Origin of the sequence: Sorangium sp. So ce124, from assembly GCF_051525235.1 — a bacterium.
GTDB classification, from domain to species: Bacteria; Myxococcota_A; Polyangia; order Polyangiales; family Polyangiaceae; genus Sorangium; species Sorangium atrum.
The window spans coordinates 7,460,870-7,475,482 of sequence record NZ_CP150312.1; the positions used below are offsets into that span (position 1 = coordinate 7,460,870).

At 70.3% G+C, this 14,613-nt stretch carries 7 protein-coding genes; 2 read left to right on the forward strand and 5 right to left on the reverse strand.

The features are described from left to right. Positions 1 to 361: 361 nt before the first annotated feature. From WMF19_RS27965 to WMF19_RS27975, 3 genes are all read right to left on the reverse strand, one after another. Complete coding sequence (locus WMF19_RS27965; protein ID WP_437901686.1) at positions 362 to 1,030, reverse strand: pectate lyase; 669 nt, start codon at positions 1,028 to 1,030, stop codon at positions 362 to 364. An 870-nt stretch (positions 1,031 to 1,900) separates the two neighbouring features. After that, positions 1,901 to 3,751: an asparagine synthase (glutamine-hydrolyzing) gene (asnB, locus tag WMF19_RS27970; protein ID WP_437893154.1), complete on the reverse strand. Its 1,851-nt coding sequence runs from the start codon at positions 3,749 to 3,751 to the stop codon at positions 1,901 to 1,903. Between the two features lie 236 nt (positions 3,752 to 3,987). Then, on the reverse strand, positions 3,988 to 6,822 hold the full coding sequence (locus tag WMF19_RS27975) for a DNRLRE domain-containing protein (RefSeq protein ID WP_437893155.1): 2,835 nt from the start codon (positions 6,820 to 6,822) through the stop codon (positions 3,988 to 3,990). Between the two features lie 820 nt (positions 6,823 to 7,642). Here WMF19_RS27975 and WMF19_RS27980 point away from each other — a divergent pair. Next, on the forward strand, positions 7,643 to 9,538 hold the full coding sequence (locus WMF19_RS27980; RefSeq protein ID WP_437893156.1) for a c-type cytochrome: 1,896 nt from the start codon (positions 7,643 to 7,645) through the stop codon (positions 9,536 to 9,538). A gap of 451 nt (positions 9,539 to 9,989) precedes the next feature. Beyond that, the gene (locus WMF19_RS27985; RefSeq protein ID WP_437893157.1) at positions 9,990 to 10,964 is read left to right on the forward strand and encodes a hypothetical protein; all 975 of its coding nucleotides are present in this window, start codon (positions 9,990 to 9,992) and stop codon (positions 10,962 to 10,964) included. Here the strand turns inward: WMF19_RS27985 and cobT are convergent. Both cobT and WMF19_RS27995 read right to left on the reverse strand, forming a co-directional pair. Continuing rightward, on the reverse strand, positions 10,916 to 12,763 hold the full coding sequence (cobT, locus tag WMF19_RS27990; RefSeq protein WP_437893158.1) for a nicotinate-nucleotide--dimethylbenzimidazole phosphoribosyltransferase: 1,848 nt from the start codon (positions 12,761 to 12,763) through the stop codon (positions 10,916 to 10,918). The genes WMF19_RS27985 and cobT overlap by 49 nt on opposite strands. 184 nt (positions 12,764 to 12,947) lie before the next feature. Then, a complete protein-coding gene (locus tag WMF19_RS27995; protein ID WP_437893159.1) occupies positions 12,948 to 14,591 on the reverse strand; it encodes a flavin-containing monooxygenase in 1,644 nt (547 codons plus the stop codon). Positions 14,592 to 14,613: the final 22 nt, after the last annotated feature.

Sequence of the window (14,613 nt, forward strand, 5' to 3'; positions counted from 1 at the left end):
GCCACGTCGGCGTTCCAACCGCGATGGCAGTCGCTTCCCCTCGTGACAAAGATCCGCAATATTGCGGTATATTTCCGGAGTGGTGAGCGATGGAGGCAGTCGCTAACTGGATGTGAACGTTCTCATGACGACGCACCGCTCCGAGCGGCTCGCCACTCCGCCGGAGCGATGGATCCGGAGCGGAGTCTCCTTGACCCTTGACACCGCGCCAGAGCGCTCGGGCGCGCCCGCGAGGACGCGCCGGCCCTGGTGATGCGGCGAGAGCTCGGCCGGCCAGCGCTCGTCCATCGGGAGCACGCCGCGGATCGTCCCCTCGCCGTGGCGCGACGTCTGGCCATGGACAGGCCAGACGTCTGCCGGGTCAGTATTGCGTGTTGTTGGACGTCGTGATCTTCGAGGAGCTCACGCCCATGAAGAGCTCCTTGCCGATGCCGCTGTAGCGGGTGTTCGTCATCGTCACGCTGCTGCTGCTGCTGTCCGTCCTGAAGATGGACTCCTTCATCTTCGAGATGTCGCACCGGTCGATGAAGACATCGACCTTGAAGTCGGTCCCGCCGTTCTGCCGGATGAACTTGCCGGCGTTCTGCGCCGTGAAATTCGACACCTTGAACGTGCTGGCCGCGTTGATCTGGAACACCTTGTCGTCGCCGTTCTTCGCGGAGCCGCCGTTCAGCACCACGGTGCCGGACTTCTTGACCGTCAGGGCGTCTTCGCCGATGTCCTCCCAGACGATGTTCTCGAGCGTGACGTTGCCGTACGTGTGGATGCCGTCGGCCGCCGGCGCGCCGAGGACCACGTTCTTCAGCTTCGCGCCGTCCTCGAGCTTGAACACAGGCTTCTGGTCCTCGGCCTGGCTGCCGTCCCCGAGCGTGTTCTTGTCGGCGATGTACCGCTTGCCGCCGCCGTCGAACGCCTCGCCCGCCTTCACGATGATCGTCGAGCTGACGACGCCGCCGCTCCCCGCCGTCGTGGTGCCGCCAGAGCTGCTGCCGCCCGAGCTGCCGCCAGAGTCGCCGCCGGCCACCGGCACGAGCTCGATGTAGTCGACCTTCAGGTCGTACCCGGACGACGAGGAGCTCTTGCCCTTGCACGTGAGCGCGAACTCGACGTTGCCAGAGAGCGATTTCTCCCCGAGCGTCGCGGTCGTCCAGCTGTCGCCGGTGGAGGAGCCATACGCGTCGAAGGACTTCACCGACGATCCCTTCACGGCGAGCTCGTATTTGCCGTACACGTTCCGCTTGGCGTAACGAAGGACGATCTTGTACGTGCCGGACGCGACCGACGCGGAGAACTTGAAGGTATCGCCGCTCTGGTTGGCGCGGAGCTTCACGTTGTCCGCGTTGTCTTCGATCTTGTCGCCCGACGAGATGGACCAGTTCTGGTTCTCGGCCTCGATCCTGACGGCGCTGAGCGCGTCGCTCGCCGAGTCCACGTCCACATCCAGGTCGGCGCCGTCTGCCGCGAGGCAGCCGACGATACCGAACGACAACAGGGCACCGAAAGCATAGGTCAATCTCAAGCTCATGAGTTTATTCCTCAATCGTTGACGTTGCGCGCGACCGACGACTCCCACCCTTCACTCCCTCTCCGCACCCCTCCCCCGCGGGTCGTCATGTCCTCGCCGTGTCTTCGTGATGTCTTGTCATGACGTGAGAGCAATGCCCGGGCCATAGCGCGCCATCGACCGCGGCCGCCGCTCAGGGCACCATGATTGCACTTTTCCGCTGGAAGACAGGGTTTCATCCGCCTCGGCGAACAGGCACGCTCGCCGCTGTCATGGGCCGTCGTCAACGACGTCAACCGGCGGTTGACACATGAGCCCGCCGGCGGCTCGGCGGCGCGCCCCTGCCCTCCGGGCACGGCCGCTGTCGCGCTCGCCGCCGGCGCCAGCCGCGGCGGCTCAGAGCGCGAGGTTGATCCGATAACGCGTCAGCCAGTCGTCGAGCAGGAGCACCTGATGCATGCTCGACCGGAGGATCTCATCGACCGCCCCTCCCGACTCCGAGGCGACGGCGCGGGCGCGGGCCATGTCGAGGAGCGGCAGCACCGGCGCGTCCTTCCGGGCGAGGAGCCCGGCGAGCTGGCCTCGGAGCCGCTCCGAATAGGCCGGATCCTGCGTCGACGGATACGGGCTCTTGCGCCGGTCGAGCACCGAGCGCGGCAGGAGATCCTCGGACGCGGCGCGCAGCAGGCTCTTCTCGCGCCCATCGAAGGTCTTCATCGACCAGGGCGCGTTGAAGACGTACTCCACGAGCCGGTGGTCGCAGAACGGGACACGGACCTCCAGGCCGGTCGCCATGCTCATGCGATCCTTGCGGTCGAGCAGGATCGGCAGGAACCGCGTCAGGTGCAGATAACTTATCTCCCGCATGCGCCGCTCCGCTCCGTCCTCGCCTGGCAGGCGCGGGACCTCGGCGAGGGCTTCCCGGTAGCGCGCGGCGACGTGGCCCGGAAGGTCGATCTGCGCGAGGAGCGCGGGGGCGAGCAGCTGAGAGGCGGCGCTCGCGCCCCGGATCTTCCTGCGCATGGCGATCCAGGGGAACGTCTCCGCCGCCACCGTCTCCGGGTCGTGGAACCAGAGGTATCCGCCGAAGACCTCGTCGGCCGACTCGCCGGACAGCGCCACCGTGGAGCGCTCCCGGATGGCGCGGAAGAGGAGGTACAGCGAAGCATCCATGTCGCCGAACGCGATCGGGACATCCCGGGCGCGGAGCACCGCGGCGCGGACCCCGGGGTCGGCCAGCTGCGCTGCGGAGAGCACGATCCCCGCGTGGTCCGACCCGACGTGCCGCGCGACCTCGGCGACGTACGGCGTGTCCTGCGTGCTGCGCAGCGCGTCCGGCGTGAAGTGCTCGGCGTGCCCCGCGAACTCGACCGAGAAGGAGCGCACGGGCCCGGCGCCCTCCGCCCTGAGCGCCCTCTGCGCGAGGGCGGTCACGGCGCTCGAGTCGAGCCCTCCGGACAGGAGCGAGCAAAGGGGCACATCGGAGATGAGCTGTCGCGCCACGGTGTCCTCGAGCAGCCCGCGGACCGCGCGGATCGTGGCCTGCAGGTCGTCCTCGTGGGGCCTCGACTCGAGCGCCCAGTAGCGGCGCTCGGAGATCCCATCCCTCCGCACGTGCACGACATGGCCTGGGCGGACCTCTCGCATGTCGCGGAACACGGAGGCCCCCGGCGTCTTGACGAAGGCGAGGAGCTCGCGCAGGCCGCCCACGTCCACGACCGGCGACGCGAGCGGGTTCGCGAGGATGGCCTTGGGCTCCGAGCCGAAGAGCACCGCCGAGCCGATCTGCTGGTAGAACAGCGGCTTGATGCCCAGCCGATCCCGGACGAGCAGGAGCTCCTCCGCGCGGACGTCCCAGAGGGCGAAGGCGAACATCCCGTTCAGCCGCCGGGGGAAGCCCGCGCCCCACTCGAGATACGCATGGAGCACGACCTCGGTGTCGCTGTGGGTCTTGAAGCGGTGGCCCCGGGCCTCGAGCTCGCCGCGCAGCTCGCGGAAATTGTAGACCTCGCCCGTGTAGATGAGCACGGCCACCGGCGCGCCGTCCTCGTCGGCGATCATCGGCTGGCGGCCCCCCTCGAGATCGATGATGGCGAGGCGGCGGTGCCCGAGGCCCGCGCGCGGAGCGAGCCATATTCCTTCGTCGTCCGGGCCGCGGAGCTTCATCGTCGCTGTCATCGTCTGCAGGACGTCGCGCTCCAGCGTCAGATCGCGCTCGTAGTCCACCCATCCAGCAATGCCGCACATGGACGCTCCCCTCCTTCTCAGCGCCGCCGCGCGCCAGCGGCGGGCCTCGACAGCCCGCCGCGGCGCTCGCGGATCGCTCGCTGTTCGGCGGACGAGCGTAGACAGTGCGGCTGGGCCGCGCAACCAAGCTGGCCAGCGCGGCGCTCAGCGCTCAACAGGGATGGATCGGAGATCCTGGACGCGCAGGGGGCGACGAGGCCGGCCGGCGCTGCCCGCCGGGGCGTCGCCCTGCGCTGTCACTGTGCGTAGCAGACCTCGAGGCGCGGGCGGCGCGACGCCGTTGTGTCTTCGCTGGCCCGCCACTGCGTCGCCCCCGCCGCGTCCTCTTCCATCACGAACCCGTAATTCGGGAGGACGCCGCTCACCCAGTCCTGCACCAGGTCGGTGAGGTCGGCGGTCCGATCGCCTGTGCCGTTGATGGTGACGATCGACGCGAAGCTGAGCTGCTCCCAGCTCTGGTTGTAGCTGTTCCAGCTCACTGTCGTCTCGCCCCAGGGCGCGAGGGCCTCGTGGAGACGAACGGTGGTGACCGCCGCCTTGTACACCTGATTGATCGTGAAGGTAGCCGAGTAGACCGGCGCGCCCGCGGGGATGAACGAGAGGTCGAACCAGACGAGCGCTGCACGGAAACCTCCGGTGCCGACTCCGCCCGTGTAGATCGACGGGTACGACCCCTCCTTGTAGGTCGCCGAGCCCGACCAGAGCGTCGCGTCCCAGACCGTGCCGAAAGTGTCGCGCTGCACGGTCCTGCACACGGGCGTGCCTCCGGAGCCGGCGCCGCCGGCCCCGCCCGATCCGCTGCTGCCCACGCTCATCGCGCTGGTCATCATGACGCTGCCTGTGCTCGTGCTGGACGCGCTCGAGCTGCTGCTCGTGCTCGAACCGCTCGTGCTGCTGGACGAGCTCGTGCTGGATGAGCTCGAGCTGCTGGACGAGCTCGAGCTGCTGGACGAGCTCGAGCTGCTGGATGAGCTCGAGCTGCTGGACGAGCTCGAGCTGCTGCTGCTCCCGCTGCCAGGCGGCGCATAGGTGAGCGTCAGCTCCATGTCGAAGGACAGATCGGTCGAATTGGGGGCCGCTTGCTTGACCATCACGGCGAGGATGTTGCTTCCGACCACGAAAGAGCTCGGGGGGACCGTCACCGTGGTGAGCTCGTCGTCGCGCGACTCCGCGGACGCATAGTCACCGTAGGCCGTGCCGGTCACGCGCTTCGAGGCCACCTGGGTGCCGTTGAGCCAGACGACGACACCGTCGTCGTGGATGAGCTTCATGGTCGCCTGCGCGACCGGCCCGTCGATCGGGATGATCTTCCGGAAGTAGGCCGTGGGATACGACGGCGTGGCCCGGTAGAGGGTCGTGCCCTCCCCGCCGTCGCCGTAGCCGAGCTGCCCCCAGCCGCCCTTCCACGAGGAGTCGTCGTACGTGAGGTTTCGCCAGGCCGTACCCCGGTCGACGCCCAGGTCGTCGTAAACCCAGTAATCGCCGAAGTAGACCGGCGTGCGGGGGAGGCTCTGGATCGTGAACCCGGCGTTGCTCTCGTCGGAGAGCAGCGGGTGCTCGGCGTCGGAGACGCGCACGAGGGCCGTCGTCGTGTCGATGGAGGGAACCACCCAGTTGTAGCGGCCCGTGTTGGCCGCGCTGCTCGTGATCGTGTTCCAGGTCGCGCCGTCGTCGGTCGTGTACTCGATCCGCACGGAGGGGATGTTCCCGACAGTCGCCCAGCGGATCGGGAAGATGCCGCCCGGCGACAGGCGCTCCCCGCCGTCGGGCGCCGCAACGTCGATGGCCGTTCCCTTCACCATCGCGAAGCGATCGGTGATCACGCCATCGTAACGAACGTTGGACACCGTGAGCCGGTTGTCCTCGACGTCGAGGAGGCACGAGCCGCTCTGCGCCTCGCTGAAGTACATGAGCGGGTGGCCTCCGGAGCCGCCCACGTACGTGCCGTGGCCGGCGACGACATGGACCGCGCCTTCGTGGCTCCCCTTGCCAGGGAGCTTCACGTAGGGGCCGTCGCCGAGCGGCTTGCCGTCGCGCCCGTCGACGATGTGCCCGGCCGCCGTGGTCGGCGTATCGTAGGCGCCGTCCACGAGGAACGAGCGCTCGTAGTTGTGCGAATGGCCCGAGAGCACCAGGTCGACCCCTCCCGCGTCGAGGATGGGCAGGAGGTACTCCCGGTGCTCGATGGTCAGCCAGTCCTCGTCCGAGTCGTGGGTGCCCTTCGTGTACATCGGAAAGTGCATGTACGCGACGATCCAGTCCTGTTCCGTCGCGGCGAGATCGGCGGCGAGCCAGTCCGCCATCGCGCCGGTCGAATAACGCGAGGAGCCATAGCCGTCGAGCACGACGAAGTGGACGTTCGCATAGTCGTACGAGTAGTAAGCCTCCGTACCGGAGGGGACCCCTCCGGCCTCCCCGGCGGTGGGGAGCACGTAGGCGGTGTAATAAGGACCGGTCTGCGTCGCCGAGTCGGAGCTCAGGCCCTCGTGGTTGCCGAACGTCGGCCACACGACCGTGTTGCGAAGGATCGCTGCGTACTGATTGAAGAAGCCGTTGGTGAACTCCTCGGTGGTGCCGAAGTTGTACGCCATGTCCCCCATGTGCAGGAACAGGTTGGGGCGGTACGCGCCGACGACGCTCAGCATCGCGTCTCGCGTCGCCCAGGGCGCTGTGCCGCCGTAGCCGGTGTCGCCGATGATCCACGCCCGGAACTTCTTCGGCGTGGATACGGGCGGCGCCGTCTCGAAGTAGAAGGAGGAGGAGCCGCCGGCCAGCACCGCGCTCGATGTACCGACGCTGTAATAGTAGCGGGTGTTCGGCGTGAGCCCGCCGACGAGCACCTCGTGCTGGGTCGCGATCGCGCCGAGATCCACCGTCTGCGTCAGGTTCGCTGGATCGGTGCCGTAGCGCACGCGGCTGTTCGTGCCCACGTCGGTCGTCCACACCACGTAGACCGAGCTGGGCGTCAACGACTGCAGATAGGGCTGCCTCATCACCGACTGGGCGGCCGCCTGGCCGGCCCACGCCATCGTCACTGCCACCGACGCTGCGGCCAGATGTCCGGGGTTCATTTTCATTGCTTCACCCTCCGTGCTTCCTGATTCATCCCGCCTTGCCTCCGACAAACGCTCGCCATGCGGCGAGCAGGACGCCTTCCCGGCGCGGTCACGCCAGCGATCGCATCGCGCCTGATACCCGGCGCGATCAGCGCATCGGACGTGAATGCGCTGCTACCATCTTACCGAAAATAGATATGAGAGATCATCTTAAATCGGAGAGCCTTGCGTCGATGGCAGCGCGCATCGCGCAGCGCCCTCCCGTCTCTGAGCGACGCCGGAGCGCAGCGATTGCCGGGGCGCGCTCAAAGCACAATGGAATTCCGTCGTCACTGTCGAACGAGCGCGCGTTCACCATCACTGCGCCTCACTGAATGGGCGCCCGGCGCTTGGCGCTTGGCGCTCGTGGCCCCAGCACCCTGCCGCGTCCGCTCGCTCTCGTACGTAGGCTCGTACGGAGGACAGACGCCGGGGCCTTCGCCCGTAGCCGCCCCGTGCGACAGCGATGGGTCAGTCTTGCAAAACCTTTCTGCTCCCTGGCCAGCTGGCGCAGCGCCACGGAGCGCCACGCAGCATGATCATCATCAGGAGGACCTCAAAGCATTGTCGTCGAGCAGCGAGGTGGCTGCACGATCGAGGGAAGCTAGCATGAAGTCTTTTTCGATTGTATGAGGGATATGTGTCATCGCGATTTCTGGTTCCACTTCCACGCGCGCGACCTGGGCGCATGATCGCGACGGGACTGTGCGCTGGATCGCCGACGCGGGCCGGCTCCACCTCGCGTCTTCCACGTCTCCCCCGTCTCCCGCGAGCAGCGACGGCCGGGCTCACCGCCATGGCGACGGTCAGCGCGGCCGCCATGGCCGCCGTCCTGCTCCTGGGCGAGCGCCCTGCGCTGGCGGACCCGGGGGAGCCGGCCGAGGTCGAGGCGCGCCGCCTCGTCCATGTGCTCGGCTACGTCGCCATGGATTATGGCGGGTGCGTTGCGAACGGCGCCGTCACCAGCGTCATCGAGTATGACGAGCAGCTGGCGCTGCTCGGCGAGGCGATCCAGGTCGCCACCCGCATCCAGCCGTCCGCGCTCGAGAGCGAGGCGGGCGACCTCGCGCAGGGCATCGTCGGCGTGCGTGAGCTCGTCGAGGCGAAGGTCGCTCCGGATCAGGTGGCCATCGCGTCCAGGGGCGCGCGCGACCGGGTCGCGGCCGCCTTCCGGCTGGCGGAAGCGCCGCTCTCGCGGCCCGACGCGGAGCGCGGCGCGGCCCTCTACCAGGAGAACTGCGCCACCTGCCACGGCCCGACGGGATACGCCGATACCCGGCGCGCGGCGAGCCTGGTCCCGCACCCGGCGAACTTCCACGACGCGATCATCGCCGAGCAGCTCGCGCCCGTGGGTATCGAGTCCGCGGTTCGATTCGGCGTCAGCGGCACGGCCATGGTCCCGTTCACCTTCCTCTCCGCCCGCGACCGCTGGGACCTCGCCTTCCACGTCGCCGGCCTCCACCACCCGCAGCCCGGCGAGAGCCCGAGGCCGCGCGATCTGCCGGACTACTCCATGGTCGAGCTCGCGGTCCGCTCCGACGCGGACCTGCGCGCCGAGCTCTCCGCGCGCGGGATCCCCGCCGAGCGGCACGCGGCGCTCCTCGCGGAGCTCCGGCGGCGCGTCGCCTATGGCCGCGAGGCCGCGTCACATCCCCTCTCCGCCGCGCGCGCGGCGCTCGACAGGGGGCGCGCCGCGCTGCGCGAGGGCAGGCTCGCCGATGCGCGCGAGGCGCTCAGCACGGCCCAGCTCGACGGCATCGACGCGGCCGAGGCGAGCGTCCGCACCGTGAACGAGGCGCTCGCGAACGATCTCGGCGACGGCGCCTTTGCCCTGCGAGCGGAGCTCTCGGCAGGCGCGACGACGGAGGCGCTCGACGCGGGCATGGCCACGCTCCTGCGCGACGCGACGTACGCCGAGGTGGCGCTCGCGCGGTCCGGGGGCGCGCCAGGTCGGCTCGTGGCCCAGGTCTCGAGCCGCTCGTTGCTGCGCGAGCTCGCCGCTGCCGCCCTCTTCCTGGCCGCGCTCGCCGCCGTCGCTTCGTCGCGGAGCCGGCGTGTCGTCCACGTCGCGTCGGGCGCGGCGCTGCTGCTCGCGCTCGCCGCCTGGGTCGCGGCGGCGCTCGGGCACATGAGCGGCTTCTGGCGAACGCTCACGGCAGGCGCGACGATCGCGCTCGCGCTGGCGCTCGCCGGTGCGGCGGCGCTCGCCTGGCGGCGCGACGCGCGGCAGATGCGCTCGCACGATCCTTCGCGTGACGGCCTGTCGCGAGGCGGCCGAACGGCCGTGTTCGCGGCCGCGCTGCTGGCCGGCTTCGGTGCGGCGTTCTCGGGGCTCGATGCCGCGCTCGGGGTGACGCTCCCCGTCGCGCCGCCCGCCGTGGCCGGCGTGTCGATCACGCTCGCGCTGCTCGCCGCCGGCGCGGCGCTGGTCACCCGCGCGAGCCGGGCGACCGCGCGCCGCTGGGGAAGCCCTCCAGCCTGGCTCGCCTGTCTGCTGTGCGTCCCGCTCGCCGGCCGCGCCGTGGCCGCCTTCCAGCTCTGCGGGTTGTTACCGCTCCACCGGCTGCCGCTCCCTCGATTCACCGCGCTCGGCATCTACCCTGCGGTGGAGACATGCCTCGTCCAGGCGGCGCTGCTCGGGCTCGCGCTCGCCGGCGCGCCCCGCCGGCGCCGCGCCGAGGGCGCGTGTTGACGGACGCCGCGCCACGATCGGTAACACCCGGTGATGCCACGCCACGATCGGTAACGCGGTCAGCTCATCGACTTCGCTCGAACGCTCCGCGCCGTGCGTCCGCGCAACTCGGCACCTACGGTATTGCGATGCACGGTCGAGGAAGAGCGCGCCCCCAGCGCCGTGACACGGTTGACGTCACAGGGCTGTCGCCAGGGAGCTCGCCAGAGCTGCCGAGTCGCCAACAGGCGATGGCGGAGGCTTCCTCACGCCGATATATCATGTAGGGAACGGTCGCCGCGCGCTGCCGAGCTGCCTTGATTCGACAGGCTGAGCAGCGCTGGGCCGGCGAGGGGCCGAAAGCCGCTGTCTCGCGCCCGCGCCGCGGCGGCTCGCGTCGCGACCGACGCGCTTCCATTCTGGCACGCAGCGTCCTATCGTGATTGGCCGAAGCTTCTCGGAGATCCCTTCCATGACCATGAACAGCAAGCTGGCTTTTGCGCGGTGGACCAGCGGGTGCCTCATTGCGGTGCTCGGGGTTGGATGTGCCCAGATCTTCGGCTTCGATAAGTTATACGAGGTAGGGAAGGGCGGCGCCGGAGGCGGGGGCGCCGGCGGCGAAGGCGGCACCGGCGGTGCGGACGCGGGAGGCGGGGGCGCTGGCGGTGAAGGCGGCACCGGCGGCACGGACGCGGGAGGCGGGGGCGCTGGCGGCGAAGGCGGCGCTGGCGGGGAGGCGGGCGGTGGAGGAGCAGGGGGCGGATGCCCGGCGCCGCCGCTGGGCGACCCCACGCTGGAACTGTCGTTGATCGACGACATGGAAGATGACGACCATTTCATCATCGACGTGGAAGATGAGACGAACCCACGGCAAGGGCTCTGGTTCGTAGCGAACGATGGCAAGGGGACGCAGACGCCCGGAGTCGGCGAGCAGTTCGCGATGAGCCTCCTCGAAGCGCCGCGCGGAGACAGCACGTTGGCAGCGCACGTCGTGGCCGACGACCTGTTCGAGAGCTGGGGAGCCCTCTTCGGCTTCCAGCTGAACAGCGCTTCGTCGTCCCAGCTGGGCCTCTACAACGCCTCCGAGTTCAGCGGCGTCACCTTCTTTGCCTACGCCGACAAAGGCTCCTACAACAAGGTGCTCGTGGACGTCGTCGACACGCAGACCTGGCAAGATGGCGGCGTCTGCACCTCTGCTGACGGCGGATGCAGCGATCACTTCACCAAGACCGTCACGCTGACGAATTGCTGGACTCAAATCAAGGTGCCCTTCGCCAGCCTCAAGCAGTCCGGCTGGGGCCAGGCGTTCGACGCGATCGACCTGACGAAGATCTGGGCCGTCCAGTTCCGCTTCGCAGCGAGCCGTCAATTCAGCGTGTGGATCGACGACGTGGCGTTCTACAAGGATCCGGCGCCCGAGGCGGAGACGGAGACCACGACCCCGTGAGCGCCGGAGCCGCGCGCGAGCTCGCGACGAGGGTCGAGCCCGCTCAACGTCGAGACGCAGGCGCCGACGAGGTGCAACCCGAGCACGGCGCCGATCCCCTCGCCCACCCCTAGTCCGAGATCGAAGAGCGGATCGAGCCCGAGCTCGGTGAGCGCGAGGGCCGCCGCCGGCTCGGCCGAGCGGTGCGCCGCGAGGAGCCATGGCCGGAGCGTCGGGGCCGTCCTGACGGCGCAGAGGGCCGCGGCGCACGCCGTCAGCCCATCGACGACGACGCCCACGCGCAGCCGCGCGGCCTCCAGCGCGAAGCCGGCCATCGCGGCGATCTCCAGCCCGCCGACCTTCGCGAGCACGTCGAGAGGGTCCGCGGGATCGGGCGCGTGAAGCGCGAGCGCGTCGGCGACGACGCCGGCCTTGCGCGCGACGCCCTCCGCGTCGAGGCCGGCGCCCGGTCCCGCGAGGCTCGCCGGCGGCGCGCCCGTGAGGGCACACAGGATCGCTGTCGCCGCCGTCGTGTTGCCGATCCCGATGTCGCCGATGCCCGCCAGCGTGACGCCCTCCGCGGCGAGCGCGCGGGCGGTCTCGGCGCCCGCCTCCATCGCGCGAGCCGCCTCGCCGCGCGTCATCACCGGCTCGCGCCGCAGGTTTCCGGTGCCGCGCCGAACCACCCGCGGCACCAGCGGGACGACCGGCGCACACGGCAGCGCCGAGAGATCGCCCGTGAGGCCGACATCCACCGCCACGAGCCGCACGCCGTGGCGCGCCGCCAGCGCCGAGACCGCCGCGCCCCCGGCCATCACGTCCGCGAGCCTCGCCGTCGTCGCCGACGAGGGGTGAGCGCTCACGCCCTCGGCGACGACGCCGTGGTCCGCGCAGAACACGGCCAGCCCCGGCGCGGGCAACGGGAGCGGGAGCTCGCCACGCACGCCGGCCCACCACGCCGCGAGCTGCTCGATTCGCCCCAGGCTGCCCGCCGGCAGGCCGAGCGTGGCCTGGTGCGCGCGAGAGGCCTCCACGGCGGCGGCGTCCAGCGGTGGGATCGCCGTCGTCCGGAGCGATGAGCGCGGCGCCTCGCCCGCGCGGCCCGCCGCCGGCGTGGCGGCGTCCTCGCGGTCTCGCCAGATGCCATGTTCGTGGACGACCTCATCGAGCGCGCGCCGCTCTCGCCAGCCGCTCTCTTCCAGCATCGGCCGCCGCCGGAAGGCGACCGGGTGGCCCAGGCAGAGGTACGCTACCGGCTCCACGCCCGGCGGGAGGCGCAGCTCGGCGCGGAGGACGGCGGGCTCCACGATGCTGACCCAGCCGACGCCGACGCCCTCGGCGCGCGCGGCGAGCCAGAGGTTCTGCACCGCGCAGCACGCGCTCGCGCGCACCGCCTCCGGCTGGACGATGGTGCCCAGGATCGCCTCCCCCCGAGGCCTCAGGTCGACCGCGACGCACACGTTGAGCGACGCCTCGAGGATGCCCTCGAGACGGTAGGAGAGGTACTGCTCGCGCCGGCCCGCCGGAAAACGGGCAGCCTCCGCCTGACGGCAGCGAAGGAAGCTCTCGCGGATGCGCGCGCGCTGCGCCTCGTCACGCACGACGACGAAGCCCCAGGGCTGGGAGAATCCCACGCTGGGCGCCAGGTGCGCGGCCTCGAGGATGCGCCGCAGGACAGCCCGGTCGAGCGCGCGCCCCGGCTCGAACTGCCGCACGTCGCGCCGCAGGGCGATGACGTCGTAGACCGCCTGCCGCGCGCCCTCATCGAAGGCGACGACGGCCTCCGGGACCAGATACGACGGTTCGTGTGTGGCTGGCACCGCGGTCAGCTACCACGATCGCCAGGCGATGGGCAGCCGGCGGCCGCGCGCTGCCGATGGCCCCCTCGCGCGTCTTCCTTCGAGCCAGCGAACGGCGCCGGTGGGGCCGGGCAAGCGGGAGCCGACGTGCTCGGCCTCCGCGCCGATCGCGCCCATCACGAGCGCCCTCCCCGGTTGGACGCGGCTATCCTGCTCTCGACAGGCAAAACCCCTCGTATCCCCGAGCCGCGACCGCCTCGCACCGCTTTCTGTAGGCGCCGACGCCCCCGGCATAGGGCATGAGGACGCGCGGCTTGCCAGGGATGTTCGCCCCGACGTACCAGGAGCTGGCCAGCGGATACAGCGTGCCGTCGGCCACCTCTCTGGCGTGCGCGACCCACCCGTCCTCCGCCTCGGCCGTGGCCTCGATGCGCGCGAAGCCGCGCTCTCGCAGGTAGGCGATGCAGTCCGCGATCCATTCCACGTGCTGCTCGATGGAGACGATCGCGTTGCTGAACACGGACGGGCTCCCAGGGCCGGTGATCGTGAACAGGTTCGGGAAGCCGGCGATGGCGACGCCGAGGTACGTACGCGGGCCGTCGGCCCACCTCGCCTTGAGCGGCTCGCCGCCCCTCCCGCGGAGCTCGATCCGGGTCAAGGCGCCCGTCATGGCATCGAAGCCCGTGGCGAGCACGAGGCTGTCGAGCGCGTACTCGGCGCTGCGCGTCCGGAGCCCCGCCTTCGTGATCTCCTCGATCGGCGACGCCTTGACGTCGACCAGCGTGACGTTCTCCCGATTGAAGGTCTCGTAATAGCCGGTGTCGACGCAGAGCCGCCGGGTCCCCAGCGGATACCCCCTCGGCGAGAGCGCCTCGGCGACGTCCGGGTCGCGGACCGCCGCGCGGATCCGGGATCGGACGAACTCGGCTGCGGTCTCGTTGGCTTCCCGGGACCGCATCACGTCCGAGAACGTGGCGAGGAAGCCGGTGCCGCCCTGCTCCCAGCGAGCCTGGTACGCGCGCTCCCGCTCCTCGGGCGACACCTCCAGCGCCGACCGCGGGTCGACATCCATGATGACCCCGGCGCGCGTCTCGCGGGCCCTCTGCCGGTGCTCCGCGTAGTTCGCCTTCATCCACGACTCGTGAGCGGCCTCCAGGGGCGCGTTGCGCGCGGGCACGCTGAAGCACGGCGTCCGCTGGAAGACGAAGAGGCGCGCCGCCTGCTCGGCGATGGCGGGGATGACCTGGACGCCGGACGAGCCCGTGCCGATGACGCCGACGCGCTTGCCGGTGAAGTCGACGCCGCCGTGCGGCCAGTGGCTCGTGTGGTATCGCTCGCCCCGGAACGCCTCGAGCCCCTTGAGATCGGGCGCCTTCGCGGCGGACAGGCAGCCGGTCGCCATGATCAAGAACCGGGCGGACACGCTGGCGCCGTCGTCGGTCCGGATCGCCCACCGATCCGTCGCCTCGTCGAAGGCAGCCGCGGTCACCCGCGTCCGGAGCTGGATGTGCGCGCGGAGCTCGAACCTGTCCGCGACGTGCTCGAGATAACGCAGGATCTCCGGCTGCGTGGCGTATCGCTCGGTCCACGTCCATTCCTGCTGGAGCTCCGGAGAGAACGAATAGGAGTAGTCCATGCTGGCGATGTCGCAGCGCGCGCCGGGGTAGCGGTTCCAGTACCAGGTGCCGCCCACCCCGCCGCCCGCCTCGTAGACGCGGACCGAGAGGCCGAGCCGGCGCAGGCGGTAGAGCATGTACAGGCCCGCGAACCCGGCGCCGACGACGACGGCGTCGAGCGGGCCGACGGGCGCCGGGTCGCCTCCTGAACGATTCGACTGCATGTCAGACATGATGTTCACCTCCCTCTCCGGA

Excerpts from the sequence above, each read along its gene's own strand:
- WMF19_RS27985 (WP_437893157.1), top strand. The coding sequence starts at position 9,990 with ATGACCATGAACAGCAAGCTGGCTTTTGCGCGGTGGACCAGCGGGTGC.
- WMF19_RS27975 (WP_437893155.1), bottom strand. The coding sequence starts at position 6,822 with ATGAACCCCGGACATCTGGCCGCAGCGTCGGTGGCAGTGACGATGGCG.
- WMF19_RS27980 (WP_437893156.1), top strand. The coding sequence starts at position 7,643 with ATGGCGACGGTCAGCGCGGCCGCCATGGCCGCCGTCCTGCTCCTGGGC.
- asnB (WP_437893154.1), bottom strand. The coding sequence starts at position 3,751 with ATGTGCGGCATTGCTGGATGGGTGGACTACGAGCGCGATCTGACGCTG.
- WMF19_RS27995 (WP_437893159.1), bottom strand. The coding sequence starts at position 14,591 with ATGTCTGACATGCAGTCGAATCGTTCAGGAGGCGACCCGGCGCCCGTC.